Origin of the sequence: Pseudomonas sp. RSB 5.4, assembly GCF_037126175.1 — a bacterium.
Lineage (GTDB): Bacteria > Pseudomonadota > Gammaproteobacteria > Pseudomonadales > Pseudomonadaceae > Aquipseudomonas > Aquipseudomonas fluorescens_H.
The window spans coordinates 5,046,803-5,071,598 of the sequence record NZ_CP146986.1 but is presented as its reverse complement, the minus strand read 5'-3'; the positions used below and the strand labels follow the sequence as shown (position 1 = coordinate 5,071,598).

The 24,796-nt window shown below is 63.0% G+C and carries 21 protein-coding genes; 17 read left to right on the top strand and 4 right to left on the bottom strand.

Annotation, left to right across the window (positions count from 1 at the left end):
• Positions 1–103 precede the first annotated feature (103 nt).
• From V9L13_RS22945 to V9L13_RS22870, 16 genes are all read left to right on the top strand, one after another.
• Positions 104–838, top strand: a complete 735-nt coding sequence (locus V9L13_RS22945; RefSeq protein WP_226499861.1) for a glycosyltransferase family 2 protein — start codon at positions 104–106, stop codon at positions 836–838.
• A complete protein-coding gene (locus V9L13_RS22940; protein WP_338800611.1) occupies positions 835–1,782 on the top strand; it encodes a glycosyl transferase in 948 nt (315 codons plus the stop codon). The genes V9L13_RS22945 and V9L13_RS22940 overlap by 4 nt, the downstream gene beginning before the upstream one ends.
• Positions 1,763–3,307 (top strand): aromatic amino acid ammonia-lyase, encoded by a 1,545-nt coding sequence (locus V9L13_RS22935; protein ID WP_338800610.1) that lies wholly within the window; start codon positions 1,763–1,765, stop codon positions 3,305–3,307. Before V9L13_RS22940 ends, V9L13_RS22935 begins: the two co-directional genes overlap by 20 nt.
• On the top strand, positions 3,300–3,725 hold the full coding sequence (locus tag V9L13_RS22930; protein ID WP_003220936.1) for an acyl-CoA thioesterase: 426 nt from the start codon (positions 3,300–3,302) through the stop codon (positions 3,723–3,725). The genes V9L13_RS22935 and V9L13_RS22930 overlap by 8 nt, the downstream gene beginning before the upstream one ends.
• Entirely contained in the window at positions 3,722–4,324 is a 603-nt protein-coding gene (locus V9L13_RS22925) for an outer membrane lipoprotein carrier protein LolA (protein WP_338800609.1), read from the top strand. The genes V9L13_RS22930 and V9L13_RS22925 overlap by 4 nt, the downstream gene beginning before the upstream one ends.
• On the top strand, positions 4,308–6,647 hold the full coding sequence (locus V9L13_RS22920; protein ID WP_338800608.1) for an MMPL family transporter: 2,340 nt from the start codon (positions 4,308–4,310) through the stop codon (positions 6,645–6,647). Before V9L13_RS22925 ends, V9L13_RS22920 begins: the two co-directional genes overlap by 17 nt.
• A complete protein-coding gene (locus V9L13_RS22915; RefSeq protein ID WP_338802895.1) occupies positions 6,647–7,807 on the top strand; it encodes a sodium:proton antiporter in 1,161 nt (386 codons plus the stop codon). Before V9L13_RS22920 ends, V9L13_RS22915 begins: the two co-directional genes overlap by 1 nt.
• Positions 7,794–9,041: an NAD(P)/FAD-dependent oxidoreductase gene (locus tag V9L13_RS22910; RefSeq protein ID WP_338800607.1), complete on the top strand. Its 1,248-nt coding sequence runs from the start codon at positions 7,794–7,796 to the stop codon at positions 9,039–9,041. Before V9L13_RS22915 ends, V9L13_RS22910 begins: the two co-directional genes overlap by 14 nt.
• Positions 9,038–9,763: a class I SAM-dependent methyltransferase gene (locus V9L13_RS22905; protein WP_338800606.1), complete on the top strand. Its 726-nt coding sequence runs from the start codon at positions 9,038–9,040 to the stop codon at positions 9,761–9,763. The genes V9L13_RS22910 and V9L13_RS22905 overlap by 4 nt, the downstream gene beginning before the upstream one ends.
• A 125-nt stretch (positions 9,764–9,888) precedes the next feature.
• Complete coding sequence (locus V9L13_RS22900; RefSeq protein WP_338802894.1) at positions 9,889–10,374, top strand: hypothetical protein; 486 nt, start codon at positions 9,889–9,891, stop codon at positions 10,372–10,374.
• Complete coding sequence (locus tag V9L13_RS22895) at positions 10,371–11,567, top strand: beta-ketoacyl-[acyl-carrier-protein] synthase family protein (RefSeq protein WP_338800605.1); 1,197 nt, start codon at positions 10,371–10,373, stop codon at positions 11,565–11,567. Before V9L13_RS22900 ends, V9L13_RS22895 begins: the two co-directional genes overlap by 4 nt.
• Positions 11,564–12,028 carry a hotdog family protein gene (locus V9L13_RS22890; protein ID WP_338800604.1) on the top strand — a complete coding sequence of 155 codons (465 nt, stop codon included), beginning with the start codon at positions 11,564–11,566 and terminating at the stop codon, positions 12,026–12,028. Before V9L13_RS22895 ends, V9L13_RS22890 begins: the two co-directional genes overlap by 4 nt.
• Entirely contained in the window at positions 12,021–12,749 is a 729-nt protein-coding gene (gene fabG, locus V9L13_RS22885) for a 3-oxoacyl-ACP reductase FabG (protein WP_003220919.1), read from the top strand. The genes V9L13_RS22890 and fabG overlap by 8 nt, the downstream gene beginning before the upstream one ends.
• Positions 12,749–13,975, top strand: a complete 1,227-nt coding sequence (locus V9L13_RS22880; RefSeq protein ID WP_103485584.1) for a beta-ketoacyl-ACP synthase — start codon at positions 12,749–12,751, stop codon at positions 13,973–13,975. Before fabG ends, V9L13_RS22880 begins: the two co-directional genes overlap by 1 nt.
• 29 nt (positions 13,976–14,004) lie before the next feature.
• Positions 14,005–14,448 (top strand): excinuclease, encoded by a 444-nt coding sequence (locus tag V9L13_RS22875; protein WP_338800603.1) that lies wholly within the window; start codon positions 14,005–14,007, stop codon positions 14,446–14,448.
• A gap of 149 nt (positions 14,449–14,597) precedes the next feature.
• Positions 14,598–15,035: an excinuclease gene (locus V9L13_RS22870; protein WP_201135997.1), complete on the top strand. Its 438-nt coding sequence runs from the start codon at positions 14,598–14,600 to the stop codon at positions 15,033–15,035.
• Between the two features lie 103 nt (positions 15,036–15,138).
• On the opposite strand, the gene V9L13_RS22865 is transcribed toward V9L13_RS22870, so the two are convergent.
• Positions 15,139–16,041, bottom strand: a complete 903-nt coding sequence (locus V9L13_RS22865; RefSeq protein WP_103485586.1) for a LysR family transcriptional regulator — start codon at positions 16,039–16,041, stop codon at positions 15,139–15,141.
• Between the two features lie 118 nt (positions 16,042–16,159).
• Here V9L13_RS22865 and V9L13_RS22860 point away from each other — a divergent pair, with 118 nt between their 5' ends.
• Complete coding sequence (locus tag V9L13_RS22860) at positions 16,160–17,434, top strand: MFS transporter (protein ID WP_338800602.1); 1,275 nt, start codon at positions 16,160–16,162, stop codon at positions 17,432–17,434.
• A gap of 135 nt (positions 17,435–17,569) precedes the next feature.
• Here the strand turns inward: V9L13_RS22860 and hemE are convergent, their stop codons facing one another.
• The 3 genes from hemE to gltB form a co-directional block, all read right to left on the bottom strand.
• Positions 17,570–18,637 (bottom strand): uroporphyrinogen decarboxylase, encoded by a 1,068-nt coding sequence (gene hemE, locus V9L13_RS22855; protein WP_103485588.1) that lies wholly within the window; start codon positions 18,635–18,637, stop codon positions 17,570–17,572.
• A gap of 242 nt (positions 18,638–18,879) precedes the next feature.
• Positions 18,880–20,298 (bottom strand): FAD-dependent oxidoreductase, encoded by a 1,419-nt coding sequence (locus V9L13_RS22850; RefSeq protein WP_003220910.1) that lies wholly within the window; start codon positions 20,296–20,298, stop codon positions 18,880–18,882.
• 33 nt (positions 20,299–20,331) lie between these two features.
• Positions 20,332–24,777 carry a glutamate synthase large subunit gene (gene gltB / locus V9L13_RS22845; RefSeq protein WP_003220908.1) on the bottom strand — a complete coding sequence of 1,482 codons (4,446 nt, stop codon included), beginning with the start codon at positions 24,775–24,777 and terminating at the stop codon, positions 20,332–20,334.
• Positions 24,778–24,796: the final 19 nt, after the last annotated feature.

Genomic DNA, 24,796 nt, shown 5'->3' with positions numbered 1-24,796 from the left:
CTGGGCTGCGAAGCGGCCCCAAACTCGGATCACGAAAAACTGCGAGCGAGTGCTGCGCACTCGAGCGGGAGCAAGCTCCCTCGCCACAGTGGGGATGTCGTCAATGCATAACCCTTGCGCCGTGATTCCGGTCTACAACCATGAAACCGCGATTGGCACCGTGGTCGACGCGCTGCTCGCCCAAGGCCTGCCGTGCATTCTGGTGGATGACGCCAGCACCCCGTCCTGCGCGCGAGTGCTGGATGCGCTGGCCGAACGCGACCACGTGCATCTGGTGCGCCTGACCCTCAATCAGGGCAAGGGCGGCGCGGTGATGACCGGCCTGCGCGAAGCGGCGCGGCTGGGCTTCACTCATGCCCTGCAAGTGGACGCCGATGGCCAGCACGACCTGCACGACGTCGCCCGTTTCGTCGAGGAATCCCGCGCCCACCCGGACGCGATGATCTGCGGTTATCCGCTGTTTGACGAGAGCGTGCCCAAGGGCCGTTTGTACGCGCGTTATCTGACCCACGTGATGGTCTGGATCAACACGCTGTCGCTGCAGATTCGCGATTCAATGTGCGGCTTTCGCGTCTATCCGCTGGCCCCGACGCTGGCGCTGATCGACTCGGCGCGAGTCGGCAAGCGCATGGATTTCGACTCCGACATCCTCGTGCGCCTGTCGTGGCGCAACCAGCCGATGCGCTGGTTGCAGACCAGCGTGCATTACCCGCTGGACGGCGTCTCGCACTTCCGCCTGTTCCACGACAACGCGCTGATTTCCAGTATGCACACCCGGTTGTTCTTCGGCATGCTGCTGCGCCTGCCCGTCATCCTCTGGCGCCGGTGGCGAGCATGAGCGTCGAGACCGACAAGAAGCACTGGGCCGACCGCGAAGAGCGCGGCAGCTTCCTGCTGATGAAATTCACCGCGTTCGCCGCCAAAGTGCTTGGCCGGCGCCTGCTCAGTCCGCTGCTGTACGGCATCGTCCTGTACTTCTTCCTGTTCGGCCGCACCGCGCGCAACAGTGCCTGGCAATACCAGCAACGGCTGGCTGACTGGAGCAACCGCGCCGAATTGCGCCCGAGTTATTGGCGGGTGTTCCGCCAGTTCATGGCGTTCGCCGATTCGCTGCTCGACAAGCTCGACGTGTGGAACGGCAAGATCCGTATCGAGCAGATCGAAATCATCGACCCGGCACTGCTGCGCAATCAGTTGCGCGGCAGTCGCGGGCAACTGCTGGTCGGCGCGCATCTGGGTAACCTCGAAGTGTGCCGGGCGCTGGCGGAGATCGGCGAAAAGGTCACCATGAACGTGCTGGTGCACACCAAGCACGCCGAGCAGTTCAACCGCTTGCTGGGCGAAGCCGGGGCGACCAATCTGCGCCTGATTCAGGTCAGCGAACTGGACCCGGTGATCATGCTGCAACTGCACGAACGCCTGGAGCGCGGCGAATGGCTGGCGATTGCCGGCGACCGCGTGCCGTTGCACGGCGGGCGCAGCGTCAGCGTGGACTTTCTCGGCCACCCCGCAGCGTTTCCGCAAGGCCCGTGGCTGCTGGCCGGCTTGCTCAAATGCCCGGTCAATCTGCTGATGTGCCTGAAACAAGCGGACGGCCACTATCGCCTGACCCTCGAACCGTTCGCCGACAGCGTGACGTGGACGCGCCGCGAGCGCGAGCAGGTCATTCATCAGTGGGCCACCCGCTACGCGCAGCGCCTGAGTCACTATTGCCTCGAAGCCCCGCACCAATGGTTCAACTTTTACCCTTTCTGGAAGACCGATGACGACGCCAACCCATGAGCCGGTAACCTTCGGCGAACGCCCTTTGCGCATCGAAGACGTGCTGGCCCTGGCCAACCGTCAGGCGCCCGTGCAGTTGCAGAGCGACGCCGCCTACCGCGAGCGCATCGCCAAAGGCGCGCGGTTTCTCGATTCGCTGCTGGACAAGGAAGGCGTGATCTACGGCGTGACCACCGGTTACGGCGACTCCTGCGTGGTCGCGGTGCCGCTGCATCACGTCGAGGCACTGCCGCGTCATCTCTACACCTTCCACGGCTGCGGCCTCGGCAAACTGCTCGACCCGCAAGCCACCCGCGCGGTGCTGGCGGCGCGCTTGCAGTCGCTGTGTCACGGCGTGTCCGGGGTGCGCATCGAACTGCTGGAGCGCCTGCACGCCTTCCTTGAACACGACATCCTGCCGCTGATCCCCGAAGAAGGTTCGGTCGGGGCCAGCGGCGATCTGACGCCGCTGTCCTACGTCGCCGCCACCCTGTCCGGCGAGCGCGAAGTGTTGTTCCGTGGCGAACGCCGGCAAGCGGCCGACGTGCATCGCGAACTGGGCTGGACGCCATTGGTGCTGCGTCCGAAAGAAGCGCTGGCCTTGATGAACGGCACGGCGGTGATGACCGGTCTCGCCTGCCTCGCCTTCGCCCGCGCCGACTATCTGCTGCAACTGGCCACGCGCATCACCGCGCTCAACGTGGTCGCGCTGCAAGGCAATCCGGAACACTTCGACGAGCGTCTGTTCGCCGCCAAACCGCATCCGGGGCAGATGCAAGTCGCCGCATGGCTGCGCAAGGATCTGGCGATCGACGCGCCGACCGCGCCGCTGCATCGCCTGCAGGATCGCTACTCGCTGCGCTGCGCCCCGCACGTGCTCGGGGTGCTGGCCGACAGCCTGAACTGGCTGCGTGCGTTCATCGAGACCGAACTCAACAGCGCCAACGACAACCCGATCATCGACGCCGACGCCGAGCGCGTGCTGCACGGCGGGCACTTCTACGGCGGGCACATCGCGTTCGCCATGGACAGCCTGAAAAATCTGGTGGCCAACGTCGCCGACCTGCTCGACCGGCAACTCGCACTGCTGGTGGACGAGCGCTACAACCACGGTTTGCCGAGCAATCTGTCCGGCGCCCCGGCGGATCGCGCCATGATCAATCACGGTTTCAAGGCCGTGCAGATCGGCACCAGCGCCTGGACCGCCGAAGCGCTGAAAAACACCATGCCGGCCAGCGTGTTCTCACGCTCCACCGAGTGCCATAACCAGGACAAGGTGAGCATGGGCACCATCGCCGCCCGCGACGCGATCCGCGTACTGGAACTGACCGAACAGGTCGCCGCCGCCACGTTGCTCGCGGCCAATCAGGGCGTCTGGTTGCGCGGGCGCGATGAAGGCGCACGCGCGCTGCCACCTTCGCTGGCCGCCATGCACGAAGAGTTGGCCAAGGACTTCCCGCCGGTCATCGAAGACCGCGCGCTGGAAGGCGAACTGCGCCTGTGCCTGCAACGCATCGCCGAACAACACTGGAGGCTGCATGCGTAGCGCCGGAGTGCTGCACGCCGACACGGAAATCCTCGTGCCGTTCTTTGACATCGACACCATGCACGTGGTCTGGCACGGGCATTACGTGAAGTACCTGGAAGTGGCGCGCTGCGCGCTGCTCGACCAGATCGGCCACAACTACACGCAGATGTCCGAGTCCGGCTACGCGTGGCCGATCATCGACCTGCAACTGCGTTATGTACGTGGCGCGGTGTTCGGCCAGCGCTTGAACGTACGCGCCAGTCTGGTGGAGTGGGAGAACCGTTTGAAGATCAATTATCTGATCACCGACCTGCAGACCGGCGAGCGCCTGACCCGTGCCAGCTCGGTGCAGGTGGCGGTCGAGATCAGCAGCCGCGAGATGCAACTGGCCTCACCCAAAGTGTTCACCGATGCGGTGGAAAGGATGCTGCGATGAACCTGTTCTGCAAATGCCTTGGCGCGATGGCGCTGCTCGCCGTGTCGACGCTGGCCAACGCCTTCGACCTGCAACAGCTCAGCGAACAACTGGCGAAACCGGAAGTGATCCACGGCCAGTTCATTCAGGAAAAACATCTGCGCGCCCTGCCTCAACCGTTGATCAGCAAGGGCAACTTCGTCCTGGCGAAAAATCACGGCCTGCTCTGGCTGCTCAAGACCCCGCTGCAACAGGATTACCGCATCACCGCCAACGGCATCGCGCGACGCGATGGCAACGCTTGGCAACTGCTGCCGAACAAGAGCGCCGGGGCCGAGCAGAACCGCTTGTTCCTCGCCGTGCTGCAAGGTGACAGCAGCGGCCTGCAACGGGATTTCGAGCTGGCCCTGAGCGGCGACGCACAGCAGTGGAAACTCACTCTGACCCCGCGTTCGCTGCTGCTCAAGCAAGTGTTCAAGCAGATCAATATCGACGGCGGTGAACTGGTGCAGACCATCGAACTGTTGGAAACCCAGGGCGACAGCACCGTGCTGCGCATGAAAGACAGCAGCGCCGGTCAACCGTTGAGCGACACGGAGCAACATGACTTTGCCGAGTGAACGCAGGCTGCCGTGGCTGTTCCTGATCCTGCTGCTGGCGGTCGTCGCGCTGGCCGGGTGGCAGTGGCGCGGCGATGCGCCGCTGTCGGCCAACCTCATGGAACTGGTGCCCGGCACCAACCCTGATGCCCTCGAACTGCGCGCCGAACAACGTATGCAGGAACCGCTCAATCGGGAAATGCTGGTGCTGGTCGGCCACGCCGATCGCCAGCAAGCGGTGGCCATGGCGCAGACCCTCGGCGAGCAATGGCAGGCCAGCGGTCTGTTCGAAAAGGTCCAGTGGAACCTGCAGGCGGATCTGCCAGCGCTGCGCACACAATTGCTGCAAGGGCGACTGGCGATGCTTTCGGCGGATGATCGGCAACTGCTGACCGAGCATCCCGATGCGTTCATTCAGCAACGGGTGCAGGCACTGTTCGATCCGTTCAACGGTTTTACCCTGGTGCCGAGCCAGGACGACTGGCTGGGTCTCACCGGGCGTATCCAGAACAGCCAGCCGAAGCACGGCGCGGTGCAACTGGACATCGGCAGCGGCGCACTGGTCGCCGATGCCGACGGCAAGAGCTGGGTGCTGCTGCGCGCGCGCACCACCGGCAATGCCTTCGACATGAACCTGCCGCTGAAAGTCGCCGATCTGCTGCAGCACAGTCGCGAGCAGGCGGCGAAATCCGACGTGCAACTGTTGGCCGCCAGTGGTCTGCTGTACGCCGCCAACGGTCAGCAACAAGCCACCCGCGAAATGACCTGGGTCGGCGGCGGCGCCACTCTCGGCATTCTGCTGTTGCTGCTGTTGGTGTTTCGCCGCTGGCGGGTGTTGCTGGCGTTCGTGCCGGTGCTGGTGGGCATGCTGTTCGGCGCGGTGGCTTGCGTGGCGCTGTTCGGCCACATGCACGTGATGACGCTGGTGCTTGGTTCCAGCCTGATCGGCGTGGCGGTGGATTATCCGCTGCACTATCTGTCGAAAAGCTGGAGCCTGAAGCCGTGGCGCAGCTGGCCAGCCCTGCGCCTGACACTCTCCGGGCTGACGCTGAGCCTGATCACCAGCGCCATCGGTTATCTGGCGCTGGCCTGGACGCCCTTCCCGGCGCTGACGCAAATCGCGGTGTTCTCCGCCGCCGGTTTGCTCGGGGCGTATCTGTCGGCGGTGTGCCTGCTGCCGGCCCTACTGAAAAATGTTGAACTGGTCCCGGCGCAATGGCCGCTGCGTCTGGCCGAGCGTCTGGTGCAACTGCGCGAAACTCTGCTCGAACACGTGCGCACCCCGGTGCTGCTGGCGCTGTTGGTCGCGTTCTGCGTTGGCGGTCTGGTGCAGCTGCAAAGCAAGAACGACATCCGCCAGTGGGTCGGTGCGCCACAACGCCTGACCGATGAAGCGCAGACCATCGCACGCATCACCGGCTATCAGCCGACCAGCCAGTTCTTCCTCGTGCGCGCCGCCAATCAGCAGCAACTGCTGGAGCGTCAGGCCGCACTGAGCGAGCGCCTGCAGCAACTGGTCAACCTCGACAAACTGCAAGGCTATCTGGCCCTCGATCAACTGCTCAGTCCGCCGAGCCAGCAACAGCAGGTTCGCGAAGCGCTGAGCAAACTGCCGCAATACTGGCAGCCATTACTGGATCTCGGCGTACCGCTCGCGGCGTTGCAAACCGAACTGCAGCAGTTGCAGAGTCTGCCCGCCGAGGACATCGACGCGGCACTCGCCGGGCCGCTGGGCGAGCCTTACCGCACGCTGTGGCTCGGCCCGACCGCTGACGGCGTGGCGGCGATGACCAGCCTGCAAGGTCTGAACAATCCGTCACTGCTGCGGGTGCAAGCCCTGGACTTGCCGGGCGTGATGCTGGTGGATCGTCTCGGCGAATTGAACAACGTGTTCGCCGCGACTCAGATCAGCGCCGCCGAACTGAAACTCGCCTCCTGTGTGTTGATCGTGCTGGTGCTGATCGTGCCGTTCGGCTTCGGCGGCGCCTTGCGCATCGTCGCCCTGCCGCTGCTGGCAGCGCTGTGCAGCCTTGCCAGCCTCGGTTGGCTCGGTCAGCCGCTGACCCTGTTCAGCCTGTTCGGCCTGCTGCTGGTGACGGCGATCAGCGTCGATTACGCGATCCTCATGCGTGAGCAGGTTGGCGGTGCGGCTGTCAGCTTGCTGGGCACCTTGCTGGCGGCGCTGACGACCTGGTTGTCGTTCGGTCTGCTGGCGGTGTCGAGCACGCCGGCGGTGAGCAACTTCGGCCTGGCGGTGAGCCTGGGGCTGGCGTTCAGTTTCATTCTGGCGCCGTGGGCCGGACGTCACGTCCACAGCGCCAGCGTCGCGGAGCCGACAGCGTGATGGTCGTCGGTTTCTGGCTGCTGGCCCTGGCGCTGTTCGCTGTGGTGACCCGTATCGGCCGGCATTTCGGCCTGATCCCGATCGTCAGCCAGTTGCTGCTGGCCAGCTTCGGGTTGCCGCTGCTGATGTACTTCTGCATCGAACCGGGCTGGCAACTCAGCGGTGCCGAACTGATTGCGCCGGGTTGGCTGAAAGACCTCTACAGCCTGAGTTTCGCGCTGTTGCTCGGGCACATTCTCAGTGATGTGATCGACCTGCGACTGGACCGCCAGAGCGTGAAAATCGCCGTGCCGAGTTTTACCGTGCCGTTCGCCTGCGGTCTGGCCGCCGCCTGCTGGCTGCTGCCGGCGCAACCGTGGCTGAACTCGCTGGCGATCGGTCTGGTATTCGCGATTACCGCGATCCCGGTGCTGTACCTGTACCTGCGCCACATCAATTACCCGCCCGCCGCCACCCGGCGTCTGGTGCAGACCGCAATCCTCATCGATCTGACCTGCTGGACGCTGTTCGGCCTGGCTCAGGGCAGTCTGCATCTGAGCAGCCTGTTGCTGCCGCTGGGTCTGGCCTGCGTGCCGGCGCTGTTGCATCTGTTGCGCGTGCGTCGCCCGCTGACCTACAGCCTCGGCTTCTTTGCGCTGCTGGTGCTGGCCGAGCACTACAAACTCAACGCGCTGATTTTCGGCATCGGTTATCTGCTGTGCATGGCCTTGCTGAAGGTGCCGTTGGTGCTGCCATTGCCGGCGCGGTGGATGAGCCGTTTGCAGACATGGATCGCGATCCCGCTGATCCTCACCTTCGGCATCGTGCAGATCGACGTGCACAGCGCCCTCGCCAGCCTCGGCGCGGTGCAATGGGCGGCGCTGCTGCTGTTGCCGATTGCCAGTAAACTGCTCGGCAACTGGCTCGGCCTGGGCTGGGCCGGTGCGTCGTTCGAAGGCGCCAGCCGCTGGCGCGAAAGCGTGCTGCTGAATATTCGCGGGCTGAGTGAAATCGTCTTTCTCAACCTGCTGCTGCAACAACAGCTCATCAGCCCGGCGCTGTACTTCGCGCTGATGCTGATGGGCCTGATCGCGACGCTGTTGCCGGCCCTGATCGGCCTGCACCGCGCGCCCCTGAAAACCACCGCCACTGCGCTCGGGAGCTCACGTGCCAATCGTTGAAATGGAATCCCGTCAGGTCGTGATCATTGGCGCGGGCCCTTCCGGGGCCATCGCCGCCGCGTTGCTCAAGCGCAAAGGCCACGATGTGCTGGTGATCGAGCGCCAGCATTTCCCGAGGTTTTCCATCGGTGAAAGTCTGCTCAGCCATTGCCTGGATTTCGTCGAAGAGGCCGGCATGCTCGACGCCGTCAACGCCGCCGGGTTCCAGTGTAAGACCGGTGCCGCCTTCGCCTGGGGCGAGCGCTACAGTGCCTTCGATTTCAGCGACACCTTCACCGCAGGCAAGCCAACCACATTCCAGGTGCAGCGCGCCGACTTCGACAAGCTGTTGGCCGATCAGGCTGAATTGCAGGGTGCCGAAATCCGCTACGGCGATGCCATCGTCCGCGTGGATTTCGACCGGGCCAGACCGCAGCTCGATGTGCTGCGCGAGGACGGCAGCGAATACCGCGTCGAAGCGGATTTCGTGCTCGATGCCAGCGGTTACGGGCGGGTGCTGTCGCGTTTGCTCGATCTGGAAGCACCCTCGAATTTCCCGGTGCGCCAAGCGGTGTTCACCCACGTTGAAGATCACATCGACAACCCGGCCTTCGACCGCGAGAAGATCCTCGTCACCACCCACCCCGAGCACCGCGACATCTGGTTCTGGACGATCCCGTTCAGCAACGGGCGCTGCTCGGTGGGCGTGGTCGCTGCCGCCGATCACTTCCAGGGGCGCGACAGCGATCTGGATGCCTGCCTGCGCGGTTTCATCGCCGAAACCCCGAGCCTCGCCGGTGTATTGAACAACGCGGTGTGGGATACCCCGGCGCGCACCCTCGGCGGTTATGCGGCGAATGTGAAAACCCTGCACGGCCCGGGCTTCGCCCTGCTTGGCAATGCCGCAGAATTTCTCGACCCGGTGTTCTCTTCCGGCGTAACCATCGCCATGCGTTCGGCGAGCATGGCCGCGGCGGTCTTGCACCGGCAGTTGCAGGGCGAAACCGTCGACTGGCAGCGCGAGTTCGCCGAACCGCTCAAGCGCGGGGTCGATACCTTCCGCTGCTACGTCGAGGGCTGGTACGCCGGCACCTTTCAGGACGTGATCTTTTACCAAGACAGTCAGGCGGAGATTCGCCGGATGATCTGCTCGATCCTCGCCGGTTACGCCTGGGATGAACGCAACCCGTTCGTCAGCGAAGCGCGCCGCCGGTTGAAGATGATTTCCGAACTCTGTGCAAAGGACGCCCCATGAATTACTTGAGCGACAGCTACGTCGAGGAAACCCGCTTCGGTTTCTGGTTCCTGCGCAGCCACACCTGGCAGCACCACGTGCTGCGCGTGGCGATCAACAATTTGCGCGGATTGTTCAGCGAGTCGCTGCCGGCCCATCCGGTGGTGCTGGATGCCGGCTGCGGTCAGGGCAAATCGTTCCGCCACCTGCGCCAGACCTTCGCCCCACAGCGTCTGATCGGCGTCGATGCCGATCCGCACAGCCTGCAACTGAGCGCCGAAGAAGCGGCGCGGCAGGGCTTCGATGTGGAGCTGATCGGCAGCGATTGCGCGACGCTCAATGTGGCGGACGCCAGTGTCGACCTGCTGTTCTGCCACCAGACCTTTCATCATCTGGTCGAACAGGAAAAAGCCCTCGCCGAGTTCTACCGCGTACTGAAGCCGGGCGGTTATCTGCTGTTCGCCGAGTCCACCGAGGCTTACATTGATACCTGGGTGATTCGCTGGCTGTTCCGCCATCCGATGCATGTGCAGAAGAGCGCGGCGCAATACCTGGAGATGATTCGCCAGCAGGGTTTCGAGTTCGACGAACGCAATGTCTCGTACCCGTATCTGTGGTGGAGCCGATCGCAGGATTTTGGACTGCTGGAGCGGTTTGGGGTGCGCAAGCCGAAGCCGTTTGGCGAGCGTGAGGAAACGTTGGTGAATGTCGTCGCGCGCAAGCCATTGCAAGGTGATATCTGATGCACCGCTATCGACCTGCACACCTGTCCCCCTGTGGGAGCTGGCTTGCCAGCGATAGCGGTGGGTCAGTCGGACTCAATTTTGGATGTGCCAAAGCCATCGCTGGCAAGCCAGCTCCCACAGGGATTCTGGGGTGGCTGATATTGGCGCTCTGCTCTCTGCTGCTGAGTGGTTGCGCCAGCCAGGCGCCGTTGCCCGCGAGCAGCCCGACGCTGCCATTGCCGCTGCAACTGCACATCGAACGCCAACAGGCCGATCAGCGTCAGGACTGGCTGTTGGTGATCCAGCGCGAAGGCCCTGGCATCCGCTGGTCGATGATGGATCCGCTGGGCATTCCCCAGGCCCGTCAGCAACTGATCGATGGGCACTGGCAGGCCGACGGGCTGCTGCCGCCCAACCCGGAAGCCCGGGAGCTGTTTGCCGCGTTGCTGTTCGCCCTGACCCCGTCCGGCGAGCTGGTGCGCAATTACCCCGCCGCGCAGCAGCAGGGCAAGCAACGCACGCTGCCGCCGCGCTGGACGATCCGATATGCACAACCGTTGAGCTTTGAATTGAACCTGCCCCAAGGCCCGCACTATCGGGTTTCTCCCCTCGGTGAACCGACGCCATGACTGCCTACCTCAATGCCCTCGGCGTGATCTGCGCGCTGGGCCGCGACAAGCAACAGGTCGCGCACAACCTGTTTGCCGGTGACTGCTCGGGCATGCGCCGCGAGTCTGGCTGGGTGGCCGGGCGTGAGTTGCCGGTAGCGGCGGTGCACGGTGAGCTGGCGGCGATTCCGGCCGAACTGGCCGAGCAGAGCAGCCGCAACAATCAACTGCTGCTGGAAGCCGCGCTGCAGATTCGCGAGGACATCGACCGGGCGATTCAGACCTACGGTCGTGAGCGTATTGGCGTGGTGCTCGGCACCAGCACCTCGGGCATCGACGAAGCCAGCCGCGGGCTGGCGCACTACCTTCGCGAGCAGCAGTTCCCTGGCGAGTACGACTATCGGCAACAGGAACTCGGCGCCCCGGCGAACTTTCTCGCCGACTGGCTGCAACTCAGCGGCCCGGCCTATGTGATTTCCACCGCCTGCACGTCCAGTGCGCGGGCGTTGATGAGCGCGCAGCGTCTGCTCGATCTGGGCCTGTGCGACGCGGTGCTGTGCGGCGGGGTCGACAGCCTGTGCAAACTGACGCTCAACGGTTTCAGCGCGCTGGAAGCGGTGTCCGACGAGCGCTGCAATCCGTTCTCGGCCAACCGCAACGGTATCAACATCGGCGAAGCGGCGGTGCTGTTCCTGATGAGCAAGCAGCGCAGCGATGGCCCGGCCATTGCCCTGCTCGGCAGCGGCGCCAGCTCCGACGCGCATCATATTTCCGCGCCGGAACCGAGCGGTCGCGGCGCCCTGCAAGCGATGCAGAAAGCCTTGAGCCGCGCACAGCTGCAAGCGACGCAAATCAGCTACCTGAACCTGCATGGCACGGCGACCCAGCACAACGATGCGATGGAAAGTCTGGCCGTCGCCACGCTGTTCCCCGACGGCGTGGCTTGCTCGTCGACCAAGCCGATGACCGGCCACACCCTTGGCGCGGCCGGCGCCCTCGAAGCGGCGTTTTGCTGGCTGAGCCTGAGCGCCGACAACCCGCAGCAAGCCTTGCCGCCACACGTCTGGGATGCCCAGCCCGACCCCGACTTGCCGGTGCTGAAGTGGGTGACCGCGAGCGAGCGCCTGTCGTCCACTGCACCCCGCTACCTGATGAGCAACTCGTTTGCCTTCGGCGGCAACAACGTCAGCCTGATTATCGGAGACGCCCCATGAACGACTGGCCGCTCGCCGAACTGCTGCCCCACGCTGGCGACATGATTCTGATCGACCGCATCCTCAGCTTCGACGAGGAGCAGATCCACACCCGCCTCACGGTCAAGCCCGACGGCTTGTTCAACCTGCCCGACGGCAGCCTGCCGGCGTGGGTCGGCATCGAGTTGATGGCGCAGAGCGTCGCCGCGTTCGCCGGTTGTCATGCTCGCTTGAAGGGCAAACCGGTCGAGCTCGGCTTCCTCCTCGGCAGCCGCAAGTTCGAGTGCAACGTCGAGGCGTTTCCGGCCGGCAGCGAACTGACCATCCACGGCATCCGTTCGCTGGAAGACGACAACGGCATGGGTGTTTTCGAATGCCACATCAACGCCCCCGGCATCGAGGCTAGCGCCCGCCTGAACGTGTTCCGCCCGCCGCAGCCCAGCCAATACCTTGAACAAAACAGAGAGTCGAACGATGACTGAATCCGTACTGGTCACCGGCTCCAGCCGTGGCATCGGCCGCGCCATTGCCTTGCGTCTGGCGCAGGCCGGGCACGACATCGTCCTGCATTGCCGCAGCGGCGTGGCTGAAGCCCAAGCGGTGAAAGCCGAAGTCGAAGCGTTGGGCCGCAACGCGCGCATCCTGCAATTCGACGTCGCCGACCGCGAAACCTGCAAGACCATTCTCGAAGCCGACGTCGAAACCCACGGCGCCTATTACGGCGTGGTGCTCAACGCCGGCCTGACCCGTGATGGCGCCTTTCCGGCGCTGAGCGACGACGATTGGGACGTGGTGCTGCGTACCAACCTCGACGGTTTCTACAACGTCCTGCACCCGGTGATGATGCCGATGATCCGTCGTCGCGCCGCCGGTCGGATCGTCTGCATCACCTCGGTGTCGGGATTAATCGGCAACCGTGGCCAGGTCAACTACAGCGCCTCCAAGGCCGGGGTGATCGGTGCGGCGAAAGCGTTGGCGATCGAACTGGGCAAGCGCAAAATCACCGTTAACTGCGTCGCGCCGGGCCTGATCGACACGGCGATGCTCGACGAAAACGTGCCGGTGGAAGAGCTGATGAAAATGATCCCCGCACAACGCATGGGCACCCCGCAAGAGGTGGCCGCTGCGGTTAATTTCCTGATGTCGGCGGAAGCCTCGTACATCACCCGCCAGGTCCTGGCGGTCAACGGAGGCTTGTGCTGATGAAGCGCGTCGTCGTCACCGGCATGGCCGGCATCACCTCGCTGGGCAGCGACTGGCAGACCATCGCCGGCAACTTCGCGGCCAACCGCAGCGGCATCCGCCGCATGGACGAGTGGGACCGCTTCAGCGAACTCAACACCCGTCTGGCCGGGCCGATCGATGATTTTGTCGTACCGCCGCACTGGACCCGCAAGCAACTGCGCAGCATGGGCCGGGTGTCACGGCTGGCGGTGGGCGCGGCGGAACAGGCGCTGGCCGACGCCGGCCTGCTCGGCGACGAATCGATCAAGGACGGGCGCATGGGCGTGGCCTGCGGTTCGTCCACCGGCAGCACCGACGAGATCAAGGCCTTCGGCAACATGCTGCTGAACTCCGTGGCCGAAGGCCTCAACGCCAACTCCTACGTGCGGATGATGCCGCACACCACCGCGGCCAACATCAGCATCTTCTTCGGCCTCACCGGGCGGCTGATCCCGACGTCCAGCGCCTGCACCAGCGGCAGCCAGGGGATCGGCTACGCCTACGAGGCGATCAAGTTCGGTCGCTTGCCACTGATGCTCGCCGGCGGTGCCGAAGAGCTGTGCCCGACCGAAGCCATGGTCTTCGACGCGCTCTACGCCACCAGCCTGAAAAACGATGCGCCACAGACCAGCCCACGCCCGTATGACAAGGGCCGCGACGGTCTGGTGATCGGCGAAGGTGGCGGCATGCTGGTGCTCGAAGAGCTGGAGCATGCCCTCGCCCGGGGTGCGCGGATCCACGCGGAAATCGTCGGTTTCGGCAGCAACGCCGACGGCCAGCACACCACCCGCCCCGAGCAGATCACCATGCGCCGCGCCATGGAACTGGCGCTGGAAGACGCCGGACTGACGCCGGATGCCATCGGTTACGTCAACGGTCACGGCACTGCTACAGAACAGGGCGACATTGCCGAAACACTGGCGACCAGCAGTCTGTTCGGCGAACACATGCCGATCAGCTCGCAGAAGAGTTTCCTCGGCCACACGCTGGGGGCCTGCGGCGCGCTGGAGTCGTGGTTCAGCATCGAAATGCTCAATCGCGACCTGTACGTGCACACGCTCAACCTCGATGAGGTCGACCCGCACTGCGGCAAGCTCGATTACCTGCGCGGCGAATTCCGCTCGATGCACCACGAATACGTGATGAACAACAACTTCGCTTTTGGTGGCGTCAACACCTCGTTGATTTTCCGTCGCTGGCCTTAACCGAATCAATCCAGGTCAAGGAGACCTCCATGCGTTTCAACAAACTCGCCATCACCACCCTGCTGCTTTGCGCCCTGCCGGCAGTCAGCCAGGCCCGGGATACACAGGTCATGCTGCCGTTCGACAAAGCGGTTGCCGAAGCCACCCGCAGCGGCAAGATCGACGGCAGCGTAAAGTTCTACCTGGCCGGCACCACCCCGCCCGGTAAAGTCACCGTTCTGAGCAGCGGCGCCGTGACCAACAAAAAGACCAACGCCTTCAACAAGACCGATCAGGAAGCCTGCGAATGGGTCGTGCAATCGGCCATCATCAGCCTGCACCAGGCCGCCAAAAGCGCCGGCGCCAACGCCGTGACCAACATCGTCAGCTTCTACAAGAGCAACGAGCACAAAGACGCGAAGAACTACGAATGCCACGCCGGCGCGATCATGGCCGGTGTTGCGTTGAAGGGTGATCTGGCGACGGTTCAGTAATTGCCAGAAACGACAAAGGGCGCCTTTCGGCGCCCTCTTCGTTTTCAGCATCTACACTCGCTCTGGCAGGTTGCCGCGTCATGCCTGCCGGAACGGCGAGCCCATCGTTCGAACACTCGCGGTTCTCTTTCACCGTCAAGGAGATGACCATGCAAGTGAAAGCCCTGATCGCCGTCGCACTCCTCGGGCTATTGCCCAGCGCCAGCCACGCCACCAACCTGATGTACATGCCGTTCGAAACCGTGCTCTCGGATGCGATTCGCGCCGGGCGGCTGGATGGCAGTGTGAAGTTCTATCTGATTGGCAATGGGCCGCAGGGCACGCAGCAGTTGTTGCGCCGGGATGTGGTCAGCGATTTACGCACCAACGGCTTCAACAAGAGCGATCACGATTCCTGCGAGTGGGTGCTGCAGTCAAACCTGATCAAGTTGCAGGCCGATGCCAAGCGGGTCGGGGCGAATGCGGTGGTCAATATCGTCAGTTATTACGACCAGCATGTGCGCAAGGATTTGAATACCTATGAGTGCCGGGCCGGGGTGTTTGTGACGCGGGTGGCGTTGAAGGGGGATTTGGTGCGGTTGCCCTGAGAAATGTGTTGTTTGGGCGGGCGTCTTCGCGAGCAAGCCCGCTCCCACAGGGGAACGTATTCCAGGGTGGGAGCGGGCTTGCTCGCGAAGAGGCCGGCAGGCATCACACTGATGAAGGCTCAACCTTGCGCGTCAGCAGTTCGACAAACGCCTTGGCCATCGGCGATTTCTGATCCTTGCGCTGCACCAGCCACACCGCCGACACCGCCTCCGGATCGAGCAATGGCCGGTAGACCACGCCGTCGATGCGCATCCGCTGATACGACGCCGGCAACACCGAAACCCCCAGCCCCGCTGCAACCAGACCAATGATGGTCATCGCCTCCCCGGCCTCCTGGGCGAAGTGCGGGCTGAACCCGGCATCACGGGCCAGACTGAGCAGTTGCGCATACAGCCCGCTGCCGTAGCTGCGTGGAAAGAACACGAACGGCTCCAGCGCCAGCGCCGAGAGGAACAGCCCTTCCTCGCTGCCCTGCGCCAGCGGATGTTTGGAACCAAGCACCGCCACCAGCGGCTCACGCATCAGCTCCACCACATTCAGCGAATCCGGCAGACCCAGTGGACGCATGATGCCGACCTCGATCGACTCATCCACCAGCCCTTCGGCGACTTGCGTGCTGCTCATCTCCCGCAGGTTCAGGTGCACCGCCGGGAAACGCTGGCGAAAGGCAAAAATTGCCTGGGGAATGGTCGAGTTGAACGGCGCCGACGAGGTGAAGCCAATCTTCAATTCGCCGAGTTCGCCGAGTTGCGCACGCCGAGCCACATCCGCCGCTTTGTCGACCTGCGCCAGCACCAGCCGCGCCTCCTCCAGAAACAATCGGCCGGCCTCGCTCAGCTCGACCCGACGATTGGTGCGTTCGAACAACCGCGCGCCGACCTCTTGCTCCAGCGCCTGAATCTGCTGACTCAGCGGCGGCTGGGAGATCCCCAGCACCTGTGCTGCGCGGCCGAAATGCAGTTCTTCGGCGACAGCGATGAAGTAGCGCAGATGACGCAATTCCATGGAAACCCCATTAGGTCGTTAAAGCTATCAAACAGGTCGAACAATATATTGGATAGAAACATTAGCCAGCTATATGATTTTTTCATTGCCTGCCCGGCCGTGCCCTCCGAGGTCTGAAGTGAAAACAGTTGTCGCCCCCCTGGCCCATGAAGTCCCGCCTGCCGCAGCCGACGATGTGATCGCCGAGTTGCAGGAGATCTACATCGAAAAAGGCACGCCGATGTTCATGCGCACGGTGCTGGCGCTGTTCAGCGGCGGCTTCGCGACCTTCGCCCTGTTGTACTGCGTGCAGCCGATGATGCCGCTGCTGTCCCACGAATATTCGATCAATGCCGCGCAGAGCAGCCTGATTCTGTCGGTGGCGACCGGCATGCTGGCCTTCGGTCTGCTGATCACCGGACCGATTTCCGACCGGATCGGGCGTAAACCGGTGATGGTCGCAGCGCTGTTCGCTGCCGCGCTGTGCACCATCGCCAGCTCGATGATGCCGAGCTGGCACGGCGTGCTGATCATGCGCGCGTTGATCGGGCTGTCACTGAGCGGTCTGGCGGCCGTGGCGATGACTTACCTGAGCGAGGAAATCCACCCGCAGCACATCGGCCTGGCGATGGGCCTGTACATCGGCGGCAACGCGATTGGCGGGATGAGCGGCCGCTTGATCACCGGGGTGCTGATCGACTTCGTCAGCTGGCACACCGCAATGCTGGTGATCGGCGGTCTGGCGCTGATTGCGGCGGCAGTGTTCTGGAAAATCCTTCCCGAGTCGCGCAACTTCCGCTCACGCTCACTGCACCCGCGCAGCCTGCTCGACGGCTTCACCATGCACTTTCGCGATGCCGGTCTGCCGCTGCTGTTTCTTGAAGCCTTCGTGCTGATGGGGGCGTTCGTCACCCTGTTCAACTACATCGGCTATCGCCTGCTCGCCGCGCCGTACAACCTCGATCAGGTGTTCGTCGGCTTGCTGTCGGTGGTGTATCTGTCGGGCATCTACAGTTCGGCGAAGATCGGTTCGTTGGCGGACAAACTGGGGCGGCGCAAAGTGCTGTGGGCGACGATTGCCCTGATGTTCGCCGGCCTCGCGCTGACAATGTTCACCCCGCTGCTGCTGGTGATCGTCGGCATGCTGATCTTCACCTTCGGCTTCTTCGGCGCGCACTCGGTGGCGAGCAGCTGGATCGGGCGCCGGGCGCTGAAGGCCAAGGGGCAGGCGTCGTCGTTGTACCTGTTCAGTTATTACGCAGGCTCCAGCATTGCCGGCACGGCGGGCGGGGTGTTCTGGCATTTGGGCGGCTGGAACGGGATTGGGTTGTTTATTGGTGCGCTGTTGCTGGTGGCACTGCTGGTGGCGTTGAAACTGGCGAAGTTGCCGCCACTTGGTGGTGTGAAAGCTTAAAAGCAAAAGATCGCAGCCTGCGGCAGCTCCTACAGGGAAACGCGAATCCCAATGTAGGAACTGCCGCAGGCTGCGATCTTTTGATCTTGTACAAAAACGCCCGGCATAAGCCGGGCGTTTTCTATTGCGCGTCGATCACTCGTGATACTGCGCCGACAACTCATGCACCGCGCGCAGGAACGCGCCCGCATGCTCCGGATCGACCTCAGGGGTGATGCCGTGGCCAAGGTTGAACACGTGGCCGCTGCCCTTGCCGTAGCTGGCCAGAATGCGCCCGACTTCGGTGCGGATCGCCTCCGGTTTGGCGTAGAGCACGGTCGGGTCCATGTTGCCTTGCAGCGCGACCTTGTCGCCGACGCGGGCGCGGGCGTTGCCGATGTCGCAGGTCCAGTCCAGACCCAATGCGTCGGCGCCGGCCTCGGCGATGCTTTCCAGCCACAGGCCGCCGTTCTTGGTGAAGAGGATCACCGGCACCTTGCGACCGTCGTGCTCGCGGATCAGGCCGCTGACGATTTTCTTCATGTAGGCCAGGGAGAATTCCTGGTACGCCGCCGCCGACAGGTTGCCGCCCCAGGTATCGAAGATCTGCACCGCTTGCGCGCCAGCCATGATCTGGCCGTTGAGATACGACGTCACCGACTGCGCCAGCTTGTCCAGCAGCAGGTGCATGGCTTGCGGGTTGTCGTAGAGCATCGCCTTGGTTTTGCGGAAGTCTTTCGACGAGCCGCCTTCAACCATGTAAGTGGCGAGGGTCCACGGGCTGCCAGAGAAGCCGATCAGCGGCACACGGCCATTCAGCTCGCGGCGGATGGTGCTGACCGCGTCCATCACATAGCCAAGGTCTTTGTGTGGATCAGGGATCGGCAACGCTTCGATGTCCGCCAGGGTGCTGACGACTTTCTTGAAGCGCGGGCCTTCACCGGTCTCGAAGTACAGGCCTTGGCCCATGGCATCGGGGATGGTGAGGATGTCGGAAAACAGGATCGCCGCGTCCAGTTGCGGGTAGCGGTCGAGCGGTTGCAACGTGACTTCGCAAGCGAATTCCGGATTCATGCACAGGCTCATGAAATCACCGGCCTGGGCACGGCTGGCGCGGTATTCAGGCAGGTAGCGGCCGGCCTGGCGCATCATCCACACCGGGGTGACGTCTACAGGTTGCTTGAGCAGGGCGCGGAGGAAACGGTCGTTCTTCAGGGCAGTCATGTCGGCATCCGGAAAAAAAGTGCGGGCATTTTCTCAGAGCGCGACGCAAAAGGCACGGATGCAGGTCAGCCTTTTGTCTATCGGGTCAATTTATTGCGCTGTATTGAGCGCACAGAAACCAATGTGGGAGCGGGCTTGCTCGCGAAAGCGGTGGGTCAGGCAACAAATCTGTCGACTGACACTCCCTCTTCGCGAGCAAGCCCGCTCCCACATTTTTGAGCGCATTTCAGGCTGAAATATAATCAGACGCCCAGGTAATCAAGGATCCCTTCGGCGGCATTGCGGCCTTCGAAGATCGCCGTCACCACCAGGTCGGAACCGCGCACCATGTCGCCACCGGCGAAGATTTTCGGGTTGCTGGTCTGGTGCTTGTACTGACCCTGCTCAGGCGCGACGACGCGGCCCTGGCTGTCGGTCTGGATCTCGAACTGTTCGAACCACGGCGCCGGGCTCGGGCGGAAACCGAAGGCGATGACCACGGCGTCGGCCGGGATGATCTCTTCGGAGCCCGGGATCGGCTCGGGGCTGCGGCGGCCACGGGCGTCCGGTTCGCCGAGACGGGTCTCGACCACCTTCACGCCTTCGACCTTGTCTTCACCGACGATCGCGATTGGCTGGCGGTTGTAGAGGAATTTCACGCCTTCTTCCTTGGCGTTCTTCACCTCTTTGCGCGAGCCGGGCATGTTCGCTTCGTCACGACGATAGGCGCAGGTCACCGACTTGGCGCCCTGACGGATCGAGGTGCGGTTGCAGTCCATCGCCGTGTCGCCACCACCGAGTACCACGACCTTCTTGCCTTTCATGTCGACGAAATCTTCCGGCGACTTTTCAAAGCCCAGGTTGCGGTTGACGTTGGCAATCAGGAAGTCCAGCGCGTCGTAGACGCCCGGCAGGTCCTCACCGGCAAAACCGCCCTTCATGTAGGTGTAGGTGCCCATGCCCATGAACACCGCATCGTATTCGGCGAGCAGTTGCTCCATGGTCACGTCCTTGCCGACCTCGGTGTTGAGGCGGAACTCGATGCCCATGCCGGTGAAGACTTCGCGACGATTGCTCAGCACGCTCTTCTCAAGCTTGAACTCAGGGATACCGAAGGTCAGCAGACCGCCGATTTCCGGGTTCTTGTCGAACACCACCGGGGTCACGCCGCCACGCACCAGCACGTCGGCACAGCCCAGGCCCGCCGGGCCGGCACCGATGATCGCGACACGCTTGCCGGTCGGTTTGACCTTGGACATGTCCGGGCGCCAGCCCATGGCGAACGCGGTGTCGGTGATGTACTTCTCGACCGAACCAATGGTCACCGCGCCAAAACCGTCGTTGAGGGTGCAGGCACCCTCGCACAGCCGATCCTGTGGGCACACGCGGCCGCAGACTTCCGGCAGGGTATTGGTCTGGTGCGACAGCTCGGCGGCCTGGAGGATGTTGCCCTCGGCCACCAGCTTCAGCCAGTTGGGAATGAAGTTGTGCACCGGGCACTTCCATTCGCAATACGGGTTGCCGCAACCCAGGCAGCGGTGGGCCTGGTCGGCCGACTGCTGGGGTTTGAACGGTTCGTAGATCTCGACGAACTCTTTCTTGCGTTGACGCAACAGTTTCTTCTTCGGATCCTTGCGCCCGACATCGATGAACTGGAAGTCGTTATTCAGACGTTCAGCCATTGTTAAAACCTCATCAAACTCTTCAGGCGCATATCACTGCGGGTTGGCACGAGTGCTGGAAAGCAACGATTTCAGGTTGGCAGCCTTAGGCTTCACCAGCCAGAAACGGCGCAGGTAGTCATCAAGGTTTTCGGCGAGTTCACGACCCCACTCGCTCTCGGTTTCCTTGACGTACTCGTTCAGCACGTTCTGCAAGTGGCTGCGGTAGGCTTCCATCGCCTCGCCGCTGATCCGCTGGATTTCCACCAGTTCGTGGTTGACCCGGTCAACGAAGGTGTTGTCCTGGTCGAGCACGTAGGCGAAACCACCGGTCATGCCAGAGCCGAAGTTGTAACCGGTCTTGCCCAGGACGCAGACGAAACCACCGGTCATGTACTCGCAGCAGTGATCGCCAGTGCCTTCCACGACCGTGTGGGCACCGGAGTTACGCACAGCGAAACGCTCGCCCGCGGTGCCGGCGGCGAACAACTTGCCGCCGGTGGCGCCGTACAGGCAGGTGTTGCCGATGATGGCGCTGTTCTGAGTCTGATAGACGCTGCCCTTCGGCGGCACGATGACCAGTTTGCCGCCAGTCATGCCTTTGCCGACGTAGTCGTTGGCGTCGCCTTCCAGGTACATGTGCAGACCGCCAGCGTTCCACACGCCGAAGCTCTGACCGGCCGTGCCTTTGAAGCGGAAGGTGATCGGCGCGTTGGCCATGCCCTGATTGCCGTGCTTGCGCGCGATTTCGCCGGAGATCCGCGCGCCGATCGAACGGTCGCAGTTGCAGATGTCCAGTTCGAACTCGGCACCGCTGAGGTCGTTGATCGCCGAGGTCGCCATGTCGACCATTTTCTCGGCCAGCAGGCCCTGGTCGAACGGCGGGTTGCGCTCAACGCCGCAGAATTGCGGTTTGTCCGCCGGGATGTGATCGCTGCCCAGCAGCGGGGTCAGATCCAGATGATGTTGCTTGGCGGTCTGGCCTTCGAGGATTTCCAGCAGATCGGTACGGCCGATCAGCTCTTCGAGGGAACGCACGCCGAGCTTGGCCAGCCACTCACGGGTTTCTTCGGCGACGTAGGTGAAGAAGTTCACCACCATGTCGACGGTACCGATGTAGTGATCCTTGCGCAGCTTCTCGTTCTGCGTCGCAACGCCGGTGGCGCAGTTGTTCAGGTGGCAGATGCGCAGGTATTTGCAGCCCAGCGCGATCATCGGTGCAGTACCGAAGCCGAAGCTTTCGGCGCCGAGGATCGCTGCCTTGATCACGTCGAGGCCGGTTTTCAGGCCACCGTCGGTCTGCACCCGGACTTTGCCGCGCAGGTCGTTGCCGCGCAGGGTCTGGTGGGTTTCAGCCAGGCCGAGTTCCCACGGCGCGCCCGCGTATTTGATCGAGGTCAGCGGCGAAGCACCCGTGCCACCGTCGTAGCCGGAGATGGTGATCAAGTCCGCATAGGCCTTGGCCACACCGGCAGCGATGGTGCCAACGCCGGCTTCAGCGACCAGTTTCACCGAAACCAGTGCCTTCGGGTTGACCTGTTTCAGGTCGAAGATCAATTGCGACAAGTCTTCGATCGAGTAGATGTCGTGGTGCGGCGGCGGCGAGATCAGGGTCACGCCCGGCACTGCATAACGCAGCTTGGCGATCAGCCCGTTGACCTTACCGCCCGGCAGTTGCCCGCCCTCGCCCGGCTTGGCGCCCTGAGCGACCTTGATCTGCAGCACTTCGGCGTTGACCAGGTATTCCGGGGTTACACCGAAACGGCCGGTCGCGACCTGCTTGATTTTCGAGCTCTTGATCGTGCCGTAACGTGCCGGGTCTTCGCCGCCTTCGCCGGAGTTGGAACGCGCACCGAGGCGGTTCATGGCTTCGGCCAGGGCTTCGTGAGCTTCCGGCGACAGTGCGCCCAGCGAGATACCGGCGGAGTCGAAGCGCTTGAGCACCGATTCCAGCGGCTCGATTTCACTGATGTCCAGCGGCTTGTCGAGGGTCTTGACCTTGAACAGGTCGCGAATCATCGACACCGGACGGTTGTCCACCAGCGAGGTGTATTCCTTGAACTTGGCGTAGTCGCCCTGCTGCACGGCGGCTTGCAAGGTGTTGACCACGTCCGGGTTGTACGCGTGATATTCGCCGCCGTGAACGAACTTCAGCAGACCGCCCTGCTGGATCGGCTTGCGCGGACTCCAGGCTTCGGTGGCCAGAGCTTTCTGCTCGGCTTCGATGTCGACGAAACGCGCACCCTTGATGCGGCTCGGCACGCCACGGAAGCTCAGCTCGCACACTTCTTCGGACAGGCCGATGGCTTCGAACAGCTGCGCACCGCGGTACGATGCGATGGTCGAGATGCCCATCTTCGACAGGATCTTCAGCAGACCTTTGGTGATGCCCTTACGGTAGTTCTTGAACACCTCATAGAGGTCGCCCAGCACTTCACCGGTACGGATCAGGTCACCCAGCACTTCGTAGGCCAGGAACGGATAGACCGCCGAGGCGCCGAAACCGATCAGCACCGCAAAGTGATGCGGATCGCGTGCGGTCGCGGTTTCCACAAGGATGTTGGAATCGCAGCGCAGACCTTTTTCGGTCAGGCGGTGGTGCACCGCGCCGGTCGCCAGCGAAGCGTGGATCGGCAGTTTGCCCGGCGCGATATGACGGTCGCTCAGAACGATCTGGGTACGCCCGGCACGCACGGCTTCTTCAGCCTGATCGGCGACGTTGCGGATCGCCGCTTCGAGGCCGACGCTTTCGTCGTAGTTGAGGTCGATGATCTGCCGCTCGAAACCCGGGCGGTCGAGGTTCATCAACGAGCGCCACTTGGCCGGCGAGATCACTGGCGAGCTGAGGATCACGCGCGAGGCGTGTTCCGGCGATTCCTGGAAGATGTTGCGCTCGGCACCGAGGCAGATTTCCAGCGACATCACGATCGCTTCACGCAGCGGGTCGATCGGCGGGTTGGTGACCTGCGCGAACTGCTGGCGGAAATAGTCGTACGGCGTGCGCACACGCTGCGACAGCACGGCCATCGGCGTGTCATCGCCCATCGAACCGACGGCTTCGTAGCCCTGTTCGCCGAGCGGACGCAGCACCTGATCACGCTCTTCGAACGTGACCTGATACATCTTCATGTATTGCTTGAGCTGATCGACATCGTAGAACGCCGAACCGTGGTCGTTGTCTTCCATGGTCGCCTGGATGCGCAGGGCGTTCTTGCGCAGCCATTGCTTGTACGGATGACGGGATTTCAGACGGTTGTCGATCGCGTCGGTGTCGAGGATCTGCCCGGTTTCGGTGTCCACGGCGAGGATCTGGCCCGGGCCGACACGGCCCTTGGCGATCACGTCTTCTGGCTGGTAGTTCCAGACGCCGATTTCCGAAGCAACGGTGATGAAACCGTTGGTGGTGGTGACCCAGCGCGCCGGACGCAGACCGTTACGGTCGAGCAGGCACACCGCGTAACGACCATCGGTCATCACCACGCCGGCCGGGCCGTCCCACGGTTCCATGTGCATCGAGTTGTACTCGTAGAACGCACGCAGATCCGGGTCCATGGTTTCAACGTTCTGCCACGCAGGCGGAATGATCATCCGCACGCCACGGAACAGGTCGATGCCACCGGTGACCATCAGTTCAAGCATGTTGTCCATGCTCGAGGAGTCGGAACCGACACGGTTGACCAGCGGGCCGAGTTCTTCCAGATCCATCAGATCGTTGGTGAACTTGGTCCGACGGGCCTGCGCCCAGTTACGGTTACCGGTAATGGTGTTGATCTCGCCGTTGTGGGCGAGGAAGCGGAATGGCTGGGCCAGCGGCCATTTCGGCAGGGTGTTGGTGGAAAAGCGCTGGTGGAACACGCAGATCGCGGTTTGCAGGCGCTGGTCACCGAGGTCCGGATAGAACGCGGCCAGGTCGGCCGGCATCATCAGGCCTTTATAGATGATGGTCTTGTGCGAAAAGCTGCAGATGTAGTGGTCGGTGTCGGCGGCGTTGGCCACCGACGAGCGACGACGGGCGCTGAACAGCTTGACCGCCATGTCCTGATCGCTCAGGCCTTCACCGCCAATGTACACCTGCTCAATCTGCGGCAGGCGCTCAAGGGCCAGGCGGCCGAGGACGCTGGTGTCGATCGGCACTTTGCGCCAGCCGATCAGTTGCAGGCCTTCAGCGAGGATCTCGCGGTTCATGTTCTCGCGAGCGGCTTCAGCCTTGGCCGGATCCTGGTTGAAGAAGACCATGCCCACGGCATATTGCTTGGGCAGCTCGACGCTGAAGTTTTCCTGGGCAATCGCCCGCAGGAACGCGTCAGGCTTTTGAATCAGCAGACCGCAACCGTCACCGGTCTTGCCGTCGGCATTAATCCCACCGCGGTGGGTCATGCAGGTCAGGGCCTCGATGGCCGTTTGCAAAAGGGTATGACTGGGCTCGCCCTGCATATGGGCTATCAGGCCGAAACCGCAGTTATCCTTGAATTCATCTGGTTGGTACAGACCTGCTTTCATAGACACTTTCTCACCAGGC

Excerpts from the sequence above, each read along its gene's own strand:
- V9L13_RS22945 (WP_226499861.1), top strand. The coding sequence starts at position 104 with ATGCATAACCCTTGCGCCGTGATTCCGGTCTACAACCATGAAACCGCG.
- V9L13_RS22940 (WP_338800611.1), top strand. The coding sequence starts at position 835 with ATGAGCGTCGAGACCGACAAGAAGCACTGGGCCGACCGCGAAGAGCGC.
- V9L13_RS22935 (WP_338800610.1), top strand. The coding sequence starts at position 1,763 with ATGACGACGCCAACCCATGAGCCGGTAACCTTCGGCGAACGCCCTTTG.
- V9L13_RS22930 (WP_003220936.1), top strand. The coding sequence starts at position 3,300 with ATGCGTAGCGCCGGAGTGCTGCACGCCGACACGGAAATCCTCGTGCCG.
- V9L13_RS22925 (WP_338800609.1), top strand. The coding sequence starts at position 3,722 with ATGAACCTGTTCTGCAAATGCCTTGGCGCGATGGCGCTGCTCGCCGTG.
- V9L13_RS22920 (WP_338800608.1), top strand. The coding sequence starts at position 4,308 with ATGACTTTGCCGAGTGAACGCAGGCTGCCGTGGCTGTTCCTGATCCTG.
- V9L13_RS22915 (WP_338802895.1), top strand. The coding sequence starts at position 6,647 with ATGGTCGTCGGTTTCTGGCTGCTGGCCCTGGCGCTGTTCGCTGTGGTG.
- V9L13_RS22905 (WP_338800606.1), top strand. The coding sequence starts at position 9,038 with ATGAATTACTTGAGCGACAGCTACGTCGAGGAAACCCGCTTCGGTTTC.
- V9L13_RS22895 (WP_338800605.1), top strand. The coding sequence starts at position 10,371 with ATGACTGCCTACCTCAATGCCCTCGGCGTGATCTGCGCGCTGGGCCGC.
- V9L13_RS22890 (WP_338800604.1), top strand. The coding sequence starts at position 11,564 with ATGAACGACTGGCCGCTCGCCGAACTGCTGCCCCACGCTGGCGACATG.
- fabG (WP_003220919.1), top strand. The coding sequence starts at position 12,021 with ATGACTGAATCCGTACTGGTCACCGGCTCCAGCCGTGGCATCGGCCGC.
- V9L13_RS22880 (WP_103485584.1), top strand. The coding sequence starts at position 12,749 with ATGAAGCGCGTCGTCGTCACCGGCATGGCCGGCATCACCTCGCTGGGC.
- V9L13_RS22875 (WP_338800603.1), top strand. The coding sequence starts at position 14,005 with ATGCGTTTCAACAAACTCGCCATCACCACCCTGCTGCTTTGCGCCCTG.
- V9L13_RS22870 (WP_201135997.1), top strand. The coding sequence starts at position 14,598 with ATGCAAGTGAAAGCCCTGATCGCCGTCGCACTCCTCGGGCTATTGCCC.
- V9L13_RS22865 (WP_103485586.1), bottom strand. The coding sequence starts at position 16,041 with ATGGAATTGCGTCATCTGCGCTACTTCATCGCTGTCGCCGAAGAACTG.
- hemE (WP_103485588.1), bottom strand. The coding sequence starts at position 18,637 with ATGACTGCCCTGAAGAACGACCGTTTCCTCCGCGCCCTGCTCAAGCAA.
- V9L13_RS22850 (WP_003220910.1), bottom strand. The coding sequence starts at position 20,298 with ATGGCTGAACGTCTGAATAACGACTTCCAGTTCATCGATGTCGGGCGC.
- gltB (WP_003220908.1), bottom strand. The coding sequence starts at position 24,777 with ATGAAAGCAGGTCTGTACCAACCAGATGAATTCAAGGATAACTGCGGT.